The sequence below is a fragment of the Nonomuraea sp. NPDC048882 genome (genome assembly GCF_040649755.1).
Taxonomy (GTDB): Bacteria; Actinomycetota; Actinomycetes; order Streptosporangiales; family Streptosporangiaceae; genus Nonomuraea; species Nonomuraea maheshkhaliensis.
In genome coordinates, this window is sequence record NZ_JBEZGB010000013.1 from 210,970 (window position 1) to 227,890 (window position 16,921).

Annotated in this window: 18 protein-coding genes; 4 read left to right on the forward strand and 14 right to left on the reverse strand. The window is 69.8% G+C overall.

Annotated features, from left to right (window positions below; all coding sequences use genetic code 11):
• Positions 1–26 precede the first annotated feature (26 nt).
• Entirely contained in the window at positions 27–734 is a 708-nt protein-coding gene (locus AB0C27_RS38690; protein WP_357855001.1) for a lytic transglycosylase domain-containing protein, read from the reverse strand.
• A gap of 283 nt (positions 735–1,017) precedes the next feature.
• On the opposite strand from AB0C27_RS38690, the gene AB0C27_RS38695 reads away from it, so the two are divergent.
• The 3 genes from AB0C27_RS38695 to AB0C27_RS38705 are packed head-to-tail and all read left to right on the forward strand — an operon-like array spanning position 1,018 to position 3,634.
• A complete protein-coding gene (locus AB0C27_RS38695; RefSeq protein WP_346115069.1) occupies positions 1,018–1,692 on the forward strand; it encodes a response regulator transcription factor in 675 nt (224 codons plus the stop codon).
• On the forward strand, positions 1,689–3,101 hold the full coding sequence (locus AB0C27_RS38700; RefSeq protein ID WP_357855005.1) for a HAMP domain-containing sensor histidine kinase: 1,413 nt from the start codon (positions 1,689–1,691) through the stop codon (positions 3,099–3,101). The genes AB0C27_RS38695 and AB0C27_RS38700 overlap by 4 nt, the downstream gene beginning before the upstream one ends.
• Positions 3,098–3,634, forward strand: coding sequence for a hypothetical protein (locus AB0C27_RS38705; protein ID WP_357855008.1), 537 nt, complete (start codon positions 3,098–3,100; stop codon positions 3,632–3,634). The genes AB0C27_RS38700 and AB0C27_RS38705 overlap by 4 nt, the downstream gene beginning before the upstream one ends.
• On the opposite strand, the gene AB0C27_RS38710 is transcribed toward AB0C27_RS38705, so the two are convergent.
• From AB0C27_RS38710 to AB0C27_RS38770, 13 genes are all read right to left on the reverse strand, one after another.
• Positions 3,635–4,954: a PhoH family protein gene (locus AB0C27_RS38710; RefSeq protein ID WP_357855011.1), complete on the reverse strand. Its 1,320-nt coding sequence runs from the start codon at positions 4,952–4,954 to the stop codon at positions 3,635–3,637.
• A gap of 207 nt (positions 4,955–5,161) precedes the next feature.
• Positions 5,162–5,923, reverse strand: coding sequence for an isoprenyl transferase (locus AB0C27_RS38715; RefSeq protein WP_106240621.1), 762 nt, complete (start codon positions 5,921–5,923; stop codon positions 5,162–5,164).
• 55 nt (positions 5,924–5,978) lie between these two features.
• On the reverse strand, positions 5,979–6,527 hold the full coding sequence (locus AB0C27_RS38720) for a hypothetical protein (protein WP_357855014.1): 549 nt from the start codon (positions 6,525–6,527) through the stop codon (positions 5,979–5,981).
• 41 nt (positions 6,528–6,568) lie between these two features.
• On the reverse strand, positions 6,569–7,444 hold the full coding sequence (locus tag AB0C27_RS38725; protein ID WP_357855017.1) for a hypothetical protein: 876 nt from the start codon (positions 7,442–7,444) through the stop codon (positions 6,569–6,571).
• Between the two features lie 25 nt (positions 7,445–7,469).
• Entirely contained in the window at positions 7,470–7,916 is a 447-nt protein-coding gene (locus AB0C27_RS38730; protein ID WP_357855020.1) for a hypothetical protein, read from the reverse strand.
• A complete protein-coding gene (locus AB0C27_RS38735) occupies positions 7,913–8,728 on the reverse strand; it encodes a DUF692 domain-containing protein (RefSeq protein WP_357855022.1) in 816 nt (271 codons plus the stop codon). Before AB0C27_RS38735 ends, AB0C27_RS38730 begins: the two co-directional genes overlap by 4 nt.
• 1 nt (position 8,729) lies before the next feature.
• Positions 8,730–9,644 carry a TIGR04222 domain-containing membrane protein gene (locus tag AB0C27_RS38740; protein ID WP_357855025.1) on the reverse strand — a complete coding sequence of 305 codons (915 nt, stop codon included), beginning with the start codon at positions 9,642–9,644 and terminating at the stop codon, positions 8,730–8,732.
• Positions 9,645–9,805: 161 nt separating this feature from the next.
• On the reverse strand, positions 9,806–10,765 hold the full coding sequence (locus tag AB0C27_RS38745) for a TIGR04222 domain-containing membrane protein (RefSeq protein WP_357855028.1): 960 nt from the start codon (positions 10,763–10,765) through the stop codon (positions 9,806–9,808).
• Positions 10,766–10,839: 74 nt separating this feature from the next.
• The gene (locus AB0C27_RS38750; protein ID WP_357855536.1) at positions 10,840–12,669 is read right to left on the reverse strand and encodes a phosphoenolpyruvate carboxykinase (GTP); all 1,830 of its coding nucleotides are present in this window, start codon (positions 12,667–12,669) and stop codon (positions 10,840–10,842) included.
• 213 nt (positions 12,670–12,882) lie between these two features.
• The gene (locus AB0C27_RS38755) at positions 12,883–13,404 is read right to left on the reverse strand and encodes a hypothetical protein (RefSeq protein WP_357855031.1); all 522 of its coding nucleotides are present in this window, start codon (positions 13,402–13,404) and stop codon (positions 12,883–12,885) included.
• Between the two features lie 168 nt (positions 13,405–13,572).
• On the reverse strand, positions 13,573–14,751 hold the full coding sequence (locus tag AB0C27_RS38760; protein WP_357855034.1) for a C40 family peptidase: 1,179 nt from the start codon (positions 14,749–14,751) through the stop codon (positions 13,573–13,575).
• Positions 14,752–14,873: 122 nt separating this feature from the next.
• A complete protein-coding gene (greA, locus tag AB0C27_RS38765) occupies positions 14,874–15,374 on the reverse strand; it encodes a transcription elongation factor GreA (RefSeq protein ID WP_106240602.1) in 501 nt (166 codons plus the stop codon).
• A 108-nt stretch (positions 15,375–15,482) separates the two neighbouring features.
• Positions 15,483–15,902: a DUF4307 domain-containing protein gene (locus tag AB0C27_RS38770; protein ID WP_326635065.1), complete on the reverse strand. Its 420-nt coding sequence runs from the start codon at positions 15,900–15,902 to the stop codon at positions 15,483–15,485.
• Between the two features lie 134 nt (positions 15,903–16,036).
• On the opposite strand from AB0C27_RS38770, the gene mca reads away from it, so the two are divergent.
• Positions 16,037–16,921, forward strand: a complete 885-nt coding sequence (gene mca / locus AB0C27_RS38775) for a mycothiol conjugate amidase Mca (protein WP_357855037.1) — start codon at positions 16,037–16,039, stop codon at positions 16,919–16,921.

The following is a 16,921-nucleotide window of genomic DNA, read 5'->3' on the forward strand; positions in this document are numbered from 1 at the left end:
GAGCGGGCCGGGCGTGCTCTGGTGCTCTAGTACCAGCCCACGGACTGGGAGTGGCCCCACGCGCCGCAGGGGGTGCCGTAGCGGCCCTTGATGTAGCCGAGGCCCCACTTGATCTGGGTGGCGGCGTTGGTCTGCCAGTCGGAGCCCGCGCTGGCCATCTTGCTGCCCGGCAGGGACTGCGGGATGCCGTACGCGCCGGAGTAGCGGTTCATGGCCCGCTCGTTCCAGCCGCTCTCCTTGTGCCAGAGCCGCTCCAGGCAGCCCCACTGATCGGCGCCGAACCCGAAGCTCGCCAGCATCGACTTCGCGGTGGCCTTGTTGCTGCCCGGCGACGGGTCGCTGCCCGGCGGGAAGTTCGCCGGCGGGAAGCCGTCGCCGGCCGGCGCCTGCTTGGGGATCACCCAGTCGAGGTCCTTGCCCGAGCCGCCCCCGCCCGCGCGGTCCTTCTTCAGCTTGTCGGCGCGGTAGGCCTGTTCGGCCTCGGCCTTGAGCAGGTCGCTCTTGGGGTCGGGCGCGTAGAGGTCGCCGCTGGCGATCTTGCCCAGGTCCTCCATGGAGAAGACGGGCTGCTGCGGCGGGTTCTTGGCGTTCTGGACGGCGTGGTAGGCGACGAATCCGCCGCCGCCGAGGACGATGGCCACCGACAGGACACCGATGATGATGCGCTTGGGCGTCGCACGCGAACGCCGGCGCGCCGGGGGAAGGTCTTCCTTCGGGGGGCGGCGCTCACTCAACTGCGGACCGGGGCTCACGATGCATGAGCTTGCCGTGTGGTGGGGGGTGGTCCGCAACCGAAACGCGGGAATCGCTTGGCGAAAATTTCACCAACCGGCTGGTTAGCTCCACAAATCCCGAAAAATGTGACTTTCACCACATAAGCGCGGCTCCCCCTCAGGCGCCCGTAGCAGAAGGGAAGCCGGTTACAGCGTGCCTTGACTACTTTGGGGTCTGATCCACGCCATGTCACAGTTTGGTGACACAACTCGGATAATCCAGACATGGAATAATAATGTGCGCGTGGCTGGCATCCTCCTTGTAGAAGACGACCCCTCGGTCCGTACGGCTCTAGAGCTGGCGCTGACCAGGCAGGGGCACTCCGTCACGTCGTACGCGACGGGCGAGGAGGCGCTCGACCACATCAGGTCCCGCCGCCCCGAGATCGCGATCCTCGACGTCATGCTGCCCGGCATCGACGGGGTCGAGGTCTGCCGCCGCGTACGCAAGCTCGACCAGCTCCCGGTCATCCTGCTCACGGCCAGGGGCGACGACCTCGACGTCGTGGTGGGCCTGGAGGCCGGCGCCGACGACTACGTGGTCAAGCCGGTCGAGCCCCGGGTCCTGGACGCCCGCATCCGCGCCGTGCTGCGCCGCGCCGAGTCCGCCTCCTCCGACCGCATCACCTTCGGCGACCTCGTGATCGACCGGGGCGCGCTCAAGGTCACCCTGGCCGGCAAGGAGATCCACCTGACGCCGACCGAGCTGCGGCTGCTGCTGGAGCTCGTCCGCCATCCCGGCCAGGTGCTCAACCGCCGCTACCTGCTGCGTGTGGTCTGGGACCACACGCACATCGCCGATTCGCGCCTGGTGGACGCCTGCGTGCAGCGCATCCGCGCCAAGATCGAGCCCAGGCCGGCCGCGCCCGTCTTCATCCACACCGTGCGCGGGTTCGGCTACCGGTTCAGCCCCCCGTGATCCCGCTGCCCACGGGGCTGCGCGCCCGCCTCGTCATCACGTTCACGCTCGTCGCCGTCGCCGCCTCGTTCCTGGTCGCCACGATCGGCTACGAGCTGGCCAAGGAGGCGCTCGTCACCAGGGCCGAGACCACCTCGCTCGACCTGGTGAACAGGGAGCTCAGCAGCATCTCCTTCCCGATCGGCAAGCTGCGGCCAGGAGAGGTCGCGCCGACGTCGAAGGAGCTCGACAGCGTCGCCCACGCGCTGCGCGGGCCGGGCCGCAGCGTGCTGGTCGAATATCGCAGCCTCATCGCCGCCGACGGCCCCATGTCGATGAGCGACGTGCCCAACGAGCTGCACGGGCGGGCCAAGCAGAGCCTGGTCACCCAACGCAAGATCATCAGGAACGAGCTGTATCTGATCGTCGGCGCAGAGGTCTACCGCGACAGCGGCGGCGTGCCCGAGGCGACCGGGCTGCGGGCGTTCGTCTTCTTCCCCCTGGCGGACGACGAGCGCCAGCTCGCCACCCTGCGCACCACGCTGGCCCAGACGGGCGCGGTCATCGTGCTGATCGCCCTGGCCGTGGCCCTGCTGTCGGCCAGGCAGGTGCTGCTGCCGGTACGGAGGCTCAGCGCGGCGGCCGAGGCGCTCGGCCAGGGCAAGCTGGACACCCGGCTGCCCGTGCACGGCCAGGACGAGCTGGCCGGCCTGACCGCCAGGTTCAACGACGCGGCGGCGGCGCTGGAGCTGAGCGTGTCGGAGCTGCGCTCGCTGGAGGCCATGTCACGCAGGTTCGTCGCCGACGTCTCCCACGAGCTGCGTACGCCGCTGACCGCCATGACGGCCGTGGCCGACATGCTCTCCGACGAGGCCGACCACCTGCCCGAGGCGCCCGCCGAGGCGGTCCGGCTGGTGCTCAGGGAGATCGAGCGGCTGCGCGAGCTGGTCGAGCACCTCATCGAGATCAGCCGCTTCGACGCCGGCACCGCCACCCTCAACCTCGAACCGGTGAACGTGGCCGACAGCATCGAGGACTGCCTGGACGTGCGCGGCTGGCGCGAGAAGGTCGAGGTAAACGCCTCCCAGGGGCTGACCGCCAACCTCGACCCGAGCAGGTTCGACGTCATCGTGGCCAACCTCGTCGGCAACGCGCTCAAGCACGGCGAGCCGCCGGTGACGGTCAGCGCCCGCGCCACGGAGAACGGCCTGGAGGTGAAGGTGCGCGACCACGGCAAGGGCATCCCGCGCGAGGCGCTGGCCCACGTCTTCGACCGCTTCTTCAAGGCCGGCGCGGGCCGGGCCCGCAGCCAGGGCAGCGGCCTCGGCCTGGCCATCGCCAGGGCCAACGTACTGCTGCACGGAGGCACGATCTCCGTGCGCGCCCAGAACCCAGGAACCCTCTTCACGGTCTGGCTCCCCCACACATGAACCCCATCCGAGCCCGCACGCGGCCCGTCCGAGCCCTCGTGGCCGCGGCGCTGCTGGCCTGCCTGATCCCCGCCGCGGGCTGCGGCATCACACCCACCGACGTGCAGGACAGGGGCGACGCCCCCACGACCAAGATCCCGCCCCCGTCCAAGACGTTCTTCCTCATCAGGGACGGCGAGCTGGCCAAGGAGCCGGCGGACGTGGACGACGACACCGTGGCCAGCCTGCTCGGGGCCCTCTTCGCCGCCTCCTCGCGGCCGATGGAGAACCGGGACACCGCGCTGCGCGGATTCACGTACCTGCGGGCCAAGGACTCGGTCGATCCGCCCCAGCGCGACGAGATCCAGCTCCCCCGCACCTCGACGCTGACCGTCTACATCAGCGGCGAGGGCACGCTGTCGCAGCTCGGCAAGGCGCAGATCGTCTGCACCGCGCAGCAGGACGCGGCGTTCGAGATGGTGCGGATCGTCCGGGAGAACAAGAACCGCCCCCCCATGTCGGAGGGGCGGTTCACCTGCGGCGAGCTGAAGTAGTTACATCGTGATGTCTTCCAGCATCTCGGTCACCAGCGCGGCGATGGGCGAGCGCTCGGACCTGGTCAGGGTGACGTGGGCGAACAGCGGATGGCCCTTGAGCTTCTCCACCACCGCGACCACGCCGTCGTGCCGGCCGACCCGCAGGTTGTCGCGCTGGGCCACGTCGTGGGTGAGCACGACCCGCGAGTTGGCGCCGATCCGGCTCAGCACGGTCAGGAGCACCCCGCGCTCCAGCGACTGGGCCTCGTCCACGATCACGAACGCGTCGTGCAGCGACCGGCCCCGGATGTGCGTGAGCGGGAGCACCTCCAGCATGCCCCGATCGAGTACCTCCTCGATCACCTCGGGCGAGGTGATCGCGCCGAGCGTGTCGTAGACGGCCTGGGCCCACGGGCCCATCTTCTCGCCCTCGCTGCCGGGCAGGTAGCCGAGCTCCTGGCCGCCGACGGCGTAGAGGGGCCGGAACACGATCACCTTGCGGTGCTGGCGGCGTTCCAGGACCGCCTCCAGGCCCGCGCAGAGCGCCAGCGCCGACTTGCCGGTGCCGGCCCGCCCGCCGAGCGAGACGATGCCGATCTCCGGGTCCATCAGCAGGTCGAGCGCGATGCGCTGCTCGGCGGAGCGGCCGTGCAGGCCGAAGACCTCGCGGTCGCCGCGGACGAGCCGGACGGACTTGTCGGGCTGCACCCGCCCGAGCGCCGAGCCCTTGGCCGACAGCAGCCGCAGGCCGGTGTGGGTGGGCAGCTCCCTGGCCTCTTCCAGGTCGGCGGTGCCCTGGTCGAAGAGCGTCTCCACGTCGTCGGTGGTCACCTGGACCTCGGCCATCCCCGTCCAGCCGGACTCACTGACCAGCTCGGCGCGGTATTCCTCGGCCGACAGGCCGATCGAGGCCGCCTTGACGCGCATCGGCAGGTCTTTCGACACCAGGACGACATCGCAGCCCTCGCTGGCCAGCGAGCGGGCCACCGTGAGGATGCGGGTGTCGTTGTCGCCCAGGCGGAAGCCCGCGGGCAGGATGGACGGATCGCTGTGATTGAGCTCTACCCTGATGGTGCCGTCCCCGGTCGGCATGGCCTCGTCCAGCCTGCCGTACTGGACCCTCAGCTCGTCGAGGTAGCGCAGAGCCTTCCGCGCGAAGTAGCCGAGCTCAGGATGGTGCCGCTTGCCTTCCAGCTCCGTGATGACCACGATCGGAAGGACCACGTCGTGCTCGGCGAACCTGGTCATCGCCGCCGGGTCGGCTAGCAGAACCGAGGTGTCGAGTACGTACGTGCGCTTGGCCGACTGGAGAGTAGGGTTGCTCGAGGACACTGCCACACGTTCTCCCCCGGGTGCCCCTTGGTGCGGGCACCCTGCAGACGAGGTGGGAATCGGACCGGACCCGCGTCCCCGACCGCGAACTGCCGCCGGTGCCGGAGTCCGGCCCCCCTCGGCAGATGTTGGTGCAAAGGCGGGACCTCTCCGAAATGTCCGACCTGTGATCGGACACTTCCAACGTTACGTCCTGGATACCCGAATGTCGCGTCAGGAACCGTAACGCCGGTGCCTCGCAGCGTAATCACGCAACGCCCGCAGGAAGTCGACCCTGCGGAAGTCCGGCCAGTAAGCCTCGTGGAAGTAGAACTCAGAGTGAGCGCTCTGCCAGAGCATGAAGCCGGACAGACGTTGCTCGCCCGAAGTCCGGATGAGGAGATCCGGATCGGGCTGGCCGCGAGTGTAGAGATGCTCCGCGATGTGCTCGACATCGAGTACCTCGACGAGGTCCTCGATGCTCGCTCCCTTGCTCGCGTGCTCCTGGAGCAGTGAGCGCACCGCATCGGCAATCTCACGTCTTCCTCCATACCCAACTGCAACGTTCACAATCAGGCCTGGACGGTGTGATGACGCTTCTTTTGCATTTTTTAGGACATTAGCCGTGCGGTCCGGGAGCAGATCGAGCGCACCGACGGGGCTGATGCGCCAGCCTTCCGCCACGAGCTCCTGCGTCACGTCCTCGATGATGCGCAGCAGGGGCTCCAGCTCTTCGCGCGGCCGGTTGAGGTTGTCGTTGGACAACATCCAGACCGTGACGACCTCGACGCCGCTCTCCCGGCACCAGCCGAGCAGCTCGGAGATCTTGTCGGCGCCCTTGCGGTGGCCCGACGCCACGTCGCGCATGCCCATGGCGCGCGCCCAGCGGCGGTTGCCGTCGATGATGACCCCGACATGCCGGGGGACGCTGTCCTTCGACAGCTTGGCCTCCAGCCGGCGTTCGTACAGCCGGTAGACCAGATCGCGCAGGCCCACGGAGTGCCTCCCAGCGGTGCTGTGCCCTTGGGGCGCTTGCCTCAACAGGCAATTATCACCGCGAATCGTCCGTGCCTGCTCCTTCTACCGGATTCCTCGCAATATCTCTACCTTCCAGACACCCTTCCGCCTCATTCACCAGCTCGCCCACGAACGCCGACAGCTCCGACGAGGTCAGCACGGCCCGCATGCCCACGCCCGTGGTGCCCCACGCCTCCACGAACGCCCTCCTGGTCAGCCGCCACGCGCCGGGGCCCGGCTGCCACATGGGGATGGTCCGCAGCTGGCAGCGCAGCTCTCCGCCGCCCACCAGGCCGGCCCTCGTGCGGTAGCGGAAGGAGAACAGCTCGCTGTCGGGCTCCTCACCGGGGAAACGGTCGTCGGGGTCGGACCACCGCCTGGCCGCCCCGCCGCCCCTGCGGGCCTCGTCGACGCCGCGCGCCAACCGGCTCAGCAGCCAGCCGCAGCGCTCGCCCACGCTCCCGTACGGGGTGCCGTCGCGGTGGAGCTCCAGGGTGATCTCGTACGGCGTGCCGACGCTGTCGGTGCACGCGACGGGCGTGACGCTCAGGAACGAGCCGTCAACACAGCGTAGTCCTCCCACGCCTTCTCCGTATCCGCCCGAAAGGCCGCTAAACCGGCGTTTTACTGGGGCTTCCATGCGTGCTCGCGCCAGCCGGGCGGCTGGTGCCACTCCGTCCAGCCGTAGCCGGTACGCCCGTCCTCGGTCTCGTACGCGCACATCGCCCGGGGGAACTCGGCCACCTCGCCCTCGGGGGAGGTCAGCGTCACGGGGGCGAAGGCGATCGGGCGCACGGTCGTGGCGTTCCCGGGGAAGGCCAGCACCGTCTCGACGGGCCGGTCACCGTCGAACGTGGTCGCCGCCGAGAAGCCCTCGACGTGCTCCAGGCCGCCGTCACGGGCCAGGAAGGCCGGCCAGGGCAGCTCCTGGCCCAGGTTGGCCCGCATGCCGTGCAGGTAGGTGCCGTCGTCCAGGCGGGCGCTGCTCCACAACCACGACAGTGACCACCAGTCGCGCACGCCCCAGCTGTGGTCGCGCTCGCCGTGACCGTGGAAGGGGACGCCGCCGATGGTGCCGGTGACCTGGCAGGGGATCTCGTAGCGGGGGGTGATGGCGTAGCCGTAGACGCCCGCCGCCGGGCGCCACTCCAGGTCGAACGTCAGGTCGTCCGAGGTCAGGCCGATCCTGGCCGGTCCGAAGGGGTGGGTCGTGGTGTGGGTGGCCGTGTAGTCCTGGCCCGTCACCGTGAGGTCGCCGGCGGGCAGCGGGGCCTCGTGGTCGATACGGGTGACGAGGCCGCCGGGGGTCACGAGGCAGGCCCAGTACCAGGCGCGCTTCCAGTGGGGATAGAGGCCGAGCCGGATGTATCCGGCCACCTCGCCGTCCTCGGAGACGAAGTCGTAGTACCAGGACTCGTTCCACAGCGGCTCGCCGCCGGGCTCGTGCCGGTGCTCGTCCGCCTCGGTCAGGGGCCATCGGCCCATGTTGACGATCCGCATGCCGCCTCCCAAGCGCTTGCTACGATCAGCTTAGGCCGCGGATCCTGGACCACCAGCGCCGCCGCGCGGGCGGCTCGGGCGGCTCGGCGGGTTGCGTTGGGGGCATCCTGCCGCGTTCGCGCAGCCAGGCGGCGAAGTCGTCGGCGTCGGTGCGGTAGTCGGGCGGCGGCGCCGTGCGGGCCCGCGCGTACGCGGCGAACTCGGCGTCCAGGTCCTGGCCCGCCGCGACGGCCGTGTCGGGGCGGATCCTGGCCACGATGCCGCGCCGCTTGGCGATCAGGCTCGCCGCCTGGGAACGCATCCGGCCGGGATCGAACCCGTCCGGCACCTCCGCCCCTGCGACCAACGCCGCCACGACCCGAGCCTGCGCCTCGGCCAGCCGAGCCACCTCGTCCTCGTGCGCGGCACCCACCCGGTCTTGCGTGGCGTCCGGCGCGGCGCCGGACGCCCTGCCGGACGGTTCCCGGCTCACCGGCGCTCTCCTGCCTGGGCCATCGCGGCCCTGATCCTGGACAGCTCGCCCGCCAGCACCGCGTCGCTCGGGTACTCGTCGTCCCACTCCAGCAGCACGCCCGGCGGGGTGACGCGGGCGCACAGCTCGGTGAGCAGGTCCAGCACGGCCTGCGGCGCGGTCGTGGTGTGCGTGTCGTGCCAGATGCCGCCGTGCTCGTACCCGCCGGCGACGTGCACGTACGCCAGGTGGTCGAGCGGCAGCGCGTCGAGCGCCGCCACGGCCGGGAGGCCCAGGTTGACCTGGTTGGTGTAGAGGTTGGCCACATCGATCAGCAGCCCCACCCCCGTGCGTTCCACCAGCTCGGCCAGGAACTCCGCCTCGGTCAGCTCGTCCTCGGGCCAGCCGAAGATGGCGGCGACGTTCTCCAGCGCCAGCGGGACGGGCAGCGCGTCCTGGGCGCGGCGCACGTTCTCCGTGACGACCCGCAGCGACGCGCGGGTGCGCGGCACGGGCAGCAGGTGCCCGGCCTCGATGCCGCCGCCCCTGACGAACGCCAGGTGCTCGCTCACCAGGGGCGCGTCCAGGGCCTGGGCGCAGGCGGCCAGGTGGGCCAGGCGGGCCGGGGACGGCGGTTCGGCGCCCCCGATCCCGAGCGACACCCCGTGCGGGACGACCGTCAGGCCCCTGGCCCGCAGCACGCGCAGCGACTCGGGTAACCGCGCGGGCTTGACGTTCTCGGCGACCACCTCGAGGAAGTCGACGCCGTCCATCCGTTCGATGGTCAGGTCCAGCTCGGACCGCCAGCCGATGCCCACGCCCAGCCCGGTCATGTCAGCATCCTCCTCCGCAACCTCCGCCACCGCAGCCGCCGCCCCCGCCGCCCCCGCCGCAGCCGGACGCTCCGCTGCCGTAGCCCGATGTGTGGCTGTAGGAGACCAGCGTGCCGTTGCCGGCGTAGGAGGCGGCGGCCCTGGGCCGGCGTTCGCGACGGGGCTCACGCTTGCGCAATTCCGTCCGCAGGGCCGGGTCCTGGACGGAACGGGGCCCGTAGAGCGCGATCGGCACGGGGCCTTCGGCGACGCCCTCGGCGTTCTCGCGCCTGGCCCGCTCGATCGCCTCGTGGCCCGACGCGGTCAGCCCGTCGCGCAGGCGGCGCCGGTGACCGGCCAGCACGACCTCGGCGGCGATCCCCGTACCCGCGAAGACGAGCAGGGCCAGGACGGCGAGGAAGGCCGGGTCCACGAGCACCGTCAGCGCTTCCAGCCCGGCGCCGGCGTAGGCCGCCACCGACGTCATCCGCAGCCGGAAGCAGAGCCTGCGCACCCGGGCGAACGAGCCGTCCTCGAACAGCAGGCCCTCGTCCGTGAGGCGCTGCTTGATCGCCTGCACCGCGAAGCTCCTGGTGACCTCGATCCGCAGCGACATCACGGGCAGGCCCGAGCGGACGGCCACCGCGCCGAGCACGGCCGCCTCCACCGGCTCGCGGGTGATGGTCCCCTTCGTCACCTTGTGCACCCTGCCGCCGCGTGACATGCGCAGGTCGCCGGAGCCGGCCAGCAGCGCGATGGCGGTGTCGGCCACCCGCTGCGGGCCGCCCACCAGGTACGCCAGGTCGTAATGGCCGAGACGCAGACGCCCGGATCCGGCTGTGGCCAGGATGTCGGCCCGTGCGCGCCGGATGTTCGTGGTGGTACTGACGGCGTAAGCGCCCAGGCCCACCGAAACGATCAGCAGAAACAAGTCCATGTGCGGCCTCCCCTCGTAGGCCGAGCTGGGAGTGCGTACCGGATGGTACGCCTACGAAGCACGCTAGCCACCGCGGACGCGACGGCCGGACTTCTGCTCGTTTCGCTATCTGCCGGTACTTTTCCGCATTTGCCGATCATGGGATACTTGCCGGTCCTGGGTCATCCGCTGCCGCCACCACAGCTCGACCCGCAACTGGACCCGCAGCTCGACCCGCCTCCCGAGTCACCGCCTGAGCCGCCGAAGTCGCCGCCGCCGTAGGAGTCGGTGCCGTACGTGGTGCCGTCGCCGCCCGCATGGGTGCCGCAGGAGCCGGCGCAGTCGCCTCCGGGGTCCCCTGCCGACAGCTCGTCGCAGAGCGCCTGGTCACCGGCGTCCTGGAGCCCGTACAGGGCGACGGGGACACCCACCGCCAGGGCCAGCGAGGCCGGATCGCGCACGCCTCTGGGATGGTGGCCGCGGGCCGCGACCAGGACGGCGCGGCCCTCCCTGGTGGTGACGCTGTGCAGCCGCCGGTCCTGCTTGGCGAGTGCCACCAGGCCCGTGACCAGGGCGACCGCCGCGATGAACAGCGCTCCGGCGAACGCCGTCTCCTCCCCCGCCAGGTCGAGGTTGTCCAGCACGATCAGCAGCACCAGGTAGCCGGCGGCTCCGAGGGTGATCCACTTGAGCCGGTCCCTGAGCCGCCACGCCGTGCCGTACGCCTGCTGGGGCACGATCAGGCCGCGTGCCTCCAGCCCGCCGGCCAGCGCCGTGAGGGCGGGGTGCCGCTCCAGCTCGCGGCGCAGCTCACCGGCGCGGCAGCCGCCCGGCCTGGCCTCCAGTGTGTCCAGCACGGCCTGTTCGAGCGGGTCGGGCGAGGGGCGCGCGCCGTGCACCGGCGTGACCTGCGAGCCCCTGGACACGCGGACGGCGCCGGCCGTCGCGAGGACGGCCAGCGCCGTGTTGATGGCCCGTCTCGGCCCGCCTGCCAGGTAGGCCAGCTCGTAGTGGTTCAGCCGGTGGCCGGCGCCGCTCGGCTCGCGCTCGCCGACGCGGCGGCGCTCGCGTTCGACCCGCTGCCCGGCCCGGCTGACCACGAGGAACACGCCGATGGCGGCGACGAGCAGGATCGAGTCCACGGGCGCCCCTCCCTCGCGGTACGACAGTGCGTCAAGTTAGACGGCATCCGCCGTACCACACAAGGGAGATCGCGTCAGCCGAGGCGGTCGAGCAGCGCGTTGTACTCGTCCCACAGCTCCTTCGGCAGGTGGCTGCCGAAGGTCTCGAAGTGGGCCGGGATCAGCGCGGCCTCCTCGCGCCACACCTCGCGGTCGACGCTCAGCAGCGTGCGCAGGTCGTCCTCGGGCAGGTCCAGGCCCTCGGTGTCGAGGTCGCCGGGCAGCAGGCCGATCGCGGTGGGCACGGCCTTGGCCTCGCCGTTCAGCCGCTCGACGACCCACTTGAGCACCCGGCTGTTCTCGCCGAAGCCCGGCCAGATGAACTTGCCGTCGGCGTTCTTGCGGAACCAGTTGACGTAGTAGATGCGCGGCAGCCGCGCGCCCTCGCGCCGGCCGATGTTGATCCAGTGGCCGAAGTAGTCGCCCATGTTGTAGCCGCAGAACGGCAGCATGGCGAACGGGTCGTGACGCAGCTCGCCGACCTTGCCCTCGGCGGCGGCGGTCTTCTCGGAGGCGACGTTGGCTCCGAGAAAGACGCCGTGCTCCCAGCTCAGCGACTCTGTCACCAGAGGTACGGCGGTGGCGCGGCGGCCGCCGAACAGAATCGCCGAGATGGGCACGCCCTTGGGGTCCTGCCACTCGGGTGCGATGGTCGGGCACTGCCCGGCCGGGGTGGTGAAGCGGGCGTTCGGATGAGCGGCGGGCTCGTCGCTGTCAGGCGTCCACGAGCGGCCCTTCCAGTCGGTCAGGTGCGCGGGAGGCCGCTCCGTGAGGCCCTCCCACCACACGTCGCCGTCGTCGGTGAGGGCGACGTTGGTGAAGATGCTGTTGCCCCAGAGCGTCTTGATCGCGTTGGCGTTCGTCACCTCGCCGGTGCCGGGGGCGACGCCGAAGAAGCCGGCCTCGGGATTGATCGCGTAGAGCCGGCCGTCGTCGCCGAAGCGCATCCAGGCGATGTCGTCGCCGATCGTCTCGACCTTCCAGCCGGGGATCGTGGGCTGGAGCATGGCGAGGTTGGTCTTGCCGCACGCGCTCGGGAAGGCGGCGGCGATGTAGCGGGTCTCGCCGGAAGGCGGCGTGAGCTTGAGGATGAGCATGTGCTCGGCCAGCCAGCCCTCGTCGCGGGCCATGACGCTGGCGATGCGCAGGGCGTAGCACTTCTTGCCGAGCAGGGCGTTGCCGCCGTAGCCGGAGCCGTAGGACCAGATCTCGCGGGTCTCGGGGAAGTGGCTGATGTACTTCGTGCTGCTGCACGGCCAGGGCACGTCGTCCTGGCCGGGTTCGAGCGGCGCCCCGACGGAGTGCACCGCCCTGACGAAGTCGCCGCGCTCCTCGATCAGCCGCAGCGCCCTGTCGCCCATGCGGGTCATGACCCGCATGGAGACGGCGACGTACGCGGAGTCGGTGATCTCGACGCCGAGCTGCGAGATCTCGCCGCCCAGCGGGCCCATGCAGAAGGGCACGACGTACATGGTCCTGCCGCGCATGCAGCCCTTGAACAGCGCGCCGAACGTCTGCCGCATCTCGCCGGGGGCGATCCAGTTGTTCGTGGGCCCGGCGTCCTCCTCCCGCTCGGAGCAGATGAAGGTACGGTCCTCCACCCGCGCCACGTCGGTGGGGTCGGACTTGGCGTAGAAGCTGTTGGGCCTGGCGGCCAGGCGCGTGAGCGTTCCCTGCTCGACGAGGAGGTTGGTCAGACGCGTCCACTCCTCCTCAGACCCGTCGCACCACTCGATGCGGTCGGGCTGGGTCAGGGCTGCGATCTCGCTCACCCACGCCCGCAATTCACTATTGGTGGTGGGTGCGGTTACTTCCACGGAAACGGACACGGCGGTGACTCCTCCACTCTTCCAAGGCCCAGTCATCATTAACGACGAGGCGGCCGGAAAGCCAATTGGCATAGACCTCTTGGCCAGGCCGTCGCCGCAGGCAGAGGCCTTGACGATTGGGGGAGCCTACCCAGGCCGAGCGGATTTAAAAGAAGCAATTCCGAGCACTGGTCCAGTCCAATTAAGCTGGTCTAAACCAATTTCCGAAGTGGTTTAGTCCAATGCCGGAGCCGTTTCCCCTGGGCCGTCTCAGGAATTGACGTCCGGCCCCGCGGAGCGAACGCGGTCGACGTGCTGGAGAGCGTCGCGCAGATCGCTCAGCCAGGTGTCGGTGTTCTTGCCCACCAGGCGCACGCACCAGGCGAGTGCGTCGCTGCGACTCCTGGCCACACCCGCGGCCACGAGCGTGTCGAGCACCTGGCGTTCCGACTGACGCAGGCGGGTCATGACGGGCACGGAGAGTGTGGTGAACATCACAGTCTCACCGCCGCAGACGACACCCCAGGAGACCTTCTGCCGGAACTTGCGCTCGGCCTCCCTGGCGATCTCGATCCGCCGTTCGCGCGTCTCCTCCCTGAACCTGACCGCGAGCCCCTCGATCAGCGCGGCGCGCTCGGACTCCGGCACGTCTTCTGGAGGGCCGGGCAGGGTGCCGAGTACCGCGATCTCCTCGCGGTCCCTGACGATCTCGGGCGCGCCGGTGAACCAGCTTTCGGGCAGCCGCCCGGTGAACCAGCCGCGCACCTGCGCGGTCGCATCATCCGTTGCCATGTAATCAACATTACATAGTTGCGGCACCGATGCACGGAAGGGATAGCGAAGACTGTCCATGAGGCGTGTCTCCGGTCTCCGGTTCTTCGGTCTCCGGTCGAGGAGGCTCCCGACGCCCTGGCCTCTCCCCGGAGGCTCTGACACCGTCCGGAGCGAGCTTCTGACGGGCTATCGGACCCCGGCCGCCGCCACGGGGCTGACGCGGACGACTCCGGCCAGGTTGCGGGTGTTCACCGGGACGATCTTGACCACGTCGCCGGTGCGCGGCGCGTGCAACATCTTTCCGTCACCCCAGTAGATCGCCACGTGCGAGATGTAGTCGGGGTTGGTCGGGTCGTTGCGCCAGAAGAGCAGGTCGCCCGGCTGCGCCTGCGCGAGCGGCACCTGTGGCCCGGTCACCCACTGCTGGTGCGTCACCCGCGGCATCCGCACCCCGGCCTGCGCGAAGGCCCACTGGACCAGGCCCGAGCAGTCGAAGGTGTCGGGGCCCTCGGCGCCCCAGACGTAGGGGCGGCCCAGCTTGGACACGGCCGCCCTGAGCGCCACCGTGAGCTGTTCGCCCGTCATGAACGAGCCGGCCGGCCAGTTGCGCGCCACGCTCTGCCGCGGGCGGGGCAGCACCGGGTTGACCATGGCCACCTGCGTGCCCTTGGGCAACACCTTCAGGATGCGCTTGCGCAGGGTGTCGGAGTTGGCCTTGGGCGCGCTGACGATGAGCGCGTTGTTCTGCGGCACCCCGAGGGTGCGGCCGACGTCCCTGGACACGACCGCGTCCACCGCGCCGAAGCCCGTGGTGGCGTACGCGCCGATGCGCAGGTTGCCCGCCGAGCCCGCCGGCACCCTGCGGTGCAGCGTGAGCCCGCCGTCGTTGCCCAGCACGAACGAGACCGCCACGTCACCGGCCGCCACGTTCTGCCAGAGCGCGTCGGACGCGGCGGTCACCTTGGGGGTGTAGGCGCGGAACGTGGAGGGGTTGACGGCCAGGGTCTGTACCCGCTTGCCGTCGAGCGTGATCGAGGCCGCGTCGGCCAGCTCCAGCGCGCGTACGCCGGAAAGTCTCGCGACCCTCTGTAAAGCGGCGTTGGTGAACGGCCTGCGGGTGAGCACGAACAGGTTGGGCTTGTGCAGTTTGCCCAGCGGCGCGACCGGCTGGAGGGTCCTGGCCTGCGAGGTCTGTTCCTGGGGGCGCTGTTCTTGGGAGCGCCGTTCTTGGGGGCGCTTGTCGGCCAGCAGCGACTGTTTCGGCGTGGCGCGTACCGCGACGGGCTCGACGGCCGTGCGGGCCTGCGTGAGCAGCAGCACGTCGGCGGTCATCACCGCCACGAGCGCCACCACGATGAATGGCACGAGTTTGAGCGTGTTGCGCCGCTTACGGGTTTTGACTAAGAAACTGAGGTCTTGCCGAATTCCGGATGAATGCGAAAATGCCGCCGGGCCAGCGTGGGCCCGGCGGTCGTCGTCCAGGGGGGTCAGTTGCCGATGTACGGCACAGCCTCGAGGATCTCGACGGTGTTCTGCCGTCCGTTGGGCATGGAGTAGGTCGCCTTCTCACCGATCTTCTTGCCGTTGATCGCCGAGCCCAGCGGGGACTTGGGCGAATAGACGTCGATCGGCGCTCCGCTCTCCTCGCGGGAGGCGAGCAGGAAGGTGACCTCGTCGTCGTCACCGACGAACCTGATCGTGACGGTCATGCCGGGCCCGACCACACCCTCGGCCTTGGGGGCCTCGCCCACCTGGGCGTTGTCGAGGATCTGGCGCAGGTGGAAGATCCTGGCCTCCATCTTGCCCTGCTCGTCCTTGGCGGCGTGGTAGCCGCCGTTCTCCTTCAGGTCGCCTTCTTCGCGGGCAGCCTCGATCTTCTTGGCGATGTCGACGCGCCCGGGGCCGGAGAGGTATTCGTACTCCCCCTTCAGGCGGTCGTACGCCTCCTGCGTCAGCCAGGTGACGTTCTCATCGCGAGAGTCGGCCACGGGTTCTCCTTGCTTGCCTAGGGGGCCCTGAGATCACTTGAGGATGCGTACGGTTGAATTGCGAAAGGCTAACAAGTTAACCGCTCGAACGCTTCCCCAAATGTCTCACTATACGAGATTGCAGTACTGGATGTGGACGGAAGTCGCCTGACCGCTCGTGTCGAGGCTTTCCTTGAGCTGCTTACTACCCTCACCAGCCGGGATTCTTACTTCCTTGCTGCCCACTTCCGCGTGATCGACGTCCAGCGCCCTGATCCGGCAGACGGCCACCCTATCGTCTGCCTTGTACACCTCAAAGGTGATCTCGGCGCGGCTGGGCCCCAGCACCTCGAACGTGATCACCTGCGACGGCGCCTCCGACCCGCCCGCGGTCATCGACCACATCACGTAACCCCACCCACCGGCGATGATGGCGACGAGCACGCCGATCACCACGTGGACGACGAGCCGGCCACCTCGCTTGGGGCGATCGGGGAAGTCGTCGGGGGTGCCGAGAACCGGTCCGTTCTCGACATCTCTGGTGGCCATGGCGGAATCTCCCTGCACTCCCTGAGCGTTATCCGAGACAATTGTCGCCCGCGGGGGGTGTGCCCTCGCGACCGCCCAGCAGAAACTAACCTCTCTGGGCGACTGACTGGTCCCGACTGAGGAGCATCGAGCTCGTGAGTGCACCGCTGAGGCTGATGGCCGTTCACGCCCACCCCGACGACGAGTCGAGCAAGGGTGCCGCGACGATGGCGCGTTATGTCCGCGAAGGCGTGGAAGTGCTGGTCTGTACGCTGACGGGCGGTGAGCGCGGCTCGGTGCTGAACCCCAAGATGGACCGGCCCGAGATCGTGGCCAACATCGGCGAGGTGCGCAGGGCCGAGATGGCCAGGGCGCGCGAGATCCTCGGCGTCGAGCAGCGTTTCCTGGGCTTCGTCGACTCCGGGCTGCCGGAGAGCGAGGAGGAGGAGCTGCCCGAGGGCTGCTTCGCCCTGCACAAGCTTGAAGACGCCGCCGCTCCGCTGGTGGCCGCCGTACGCGAGTTCAGGCCGCACGTGATCATCACGTACGACGACGACGGCGGCTACCCCCACCCCGACCACATCATGACGAACAAGGTCTCCGTCGAGGCCTTCGAGGCGGCCGGCGACCCCGACCGCTACCCGGGCGCCGGCGACCCGTGGCAGCCGCTCAAGCTCTACTACCAGATGGGCTTCACCAAGGAGCGCTTCGAGGCTCTGCACGAGGCCATGACCGAGCGCGGCCTCGGCTCCCCCTACTCCGACTGGATCGCCCGCTGGGAGGACCGCCCCGCCAAGTGGCCGGTGACCACGCGCGTGCCCTGCGGCGACTACTTCGAGATCCGCGACGAGGCCCTGCTGGCGCACGCCACCCAGGTCGACCCCGACGGCTTCTGGTTCGTCTGCCCGCGCGAACTGCAGCAGGAGATCTGGCCGACCGAGGACTACCACCTGGCCCGCTCGCTGGTCGACACCGAGCTGCCCGAGGACGACCTGTTCGCCGGCATCCACGCCGACGAGGTCGAGCCCGCCTGCCACTGA

What these genes read in the sequence shown, in the direction of transcription:
- AB0C27_RS38725 (WP_357855017.1), bottom strand. Translation starts at nt 7,444, where the DNA reads ATGCGGATCGTCAACATGGGCCGATGGCCCCTGACCGAGGCGGACGAG.
- AB0C27_RS38770 (WP_326635065.1), bottom strand. Translation starts at nt 15,902, where the DNA reads ATGGCCACCAGAGATGTCGAGAACGGACCGGTTCTCGGCACCCCCGAC.
- AB0C27_RS38740 (WP_357855025.1), bottom strand. Translation starts at nt 9,644, where the DNA reads ATGGACTTGTTTCTGCTGATCGTTTCGGTGGGCCTGGGCGCTTACGCC.
- AB0C27_RS38750 (WP_357855536.1), bottom strand. Translation starts at nt 12,669, where the DNA reads ATGACTGGGCCTTGGAAGAGTGGAGGAGTCACCGCCGTGTCCGTTTCC.
- AB0C27_RS38735 (WP_357855022.1), bottom strand. Translation starts at nt 8,728, where the DNA reads ATGACCGGGCTGGGCGTGGGCATCGGCTGGCGGTCCGAGCTGGACCTG.
- AB0C27_RS38705 (WP_357855008.1), top strand. Translation starts at nt 3,098, where the DNA reads ATGAACCCCATCCGAGCCCGCACGCGGCCCGTCCGAGCCCTCGTGGCC.
- AB0C27_RS38755 (WP_357855031.1), bottom strand. Translation starts at nt 13,404, where the DNA reads ATGGCAACGGATGATGCGACCGCGCAGGTGCGCGGCTGGTTCACCGGG.